The sequence below is a fragment of the Nioella ostreopsis genome (assembly GCF_004000255.1).
GTDB classification, from domain to species: domain Bacteria; phylum Pseudomonadota; class Alphaproteobacteria; order Rhodobacterales; family Rhodobacteraceae; genus Nioella; species Nioella ostreopsis.
The window spans coordinates 1-311 of record NZ_RCIQ01000101.1; the positions used below are offsets into that span (position 1 = coordinate 1).

Sequence of the window (311 nt, forward strand, 5' to 3'; positions counted from 1 at the left end):
AGACGCTGAGCTGGAATAGACCCTGCTACAAAGTCCCGAGAGGTGCCTTGGCGCGGTCCGGGAATGCTTGCCGGTGCAATAGGTATTGAATGAGGATTTCCGAGCCGCGCGCATGTCTGATCCGGGACTATCCTGAATTTTGTGCGCTGACGTGGTAACTGCTCGAAGAGGAGACCCACGTATGAGCATCGACAAAGACCTGCTGGACCGGCTGATGGAAGGGCGTTCGCCTGGCGATCTGTTTGGCAAGACCGGCATCCTGGCGGAACTGACCAAGGCGCTGGCGGAACGTGCACTGAGCACGGAGATGG

The 311-nt window shown here is 58.5% G+C and carries 1 pseudogene; it reads left to right on the forward strand.

What is annotated here, in order from left to right:
* Positions 1-181 precede the first annotated feature (181 nt).
* A pseudogene (locus EP237_RS23920) lies at positions 182-311 on the forward strand (IS256 family transposase); the annotation flags it as partial.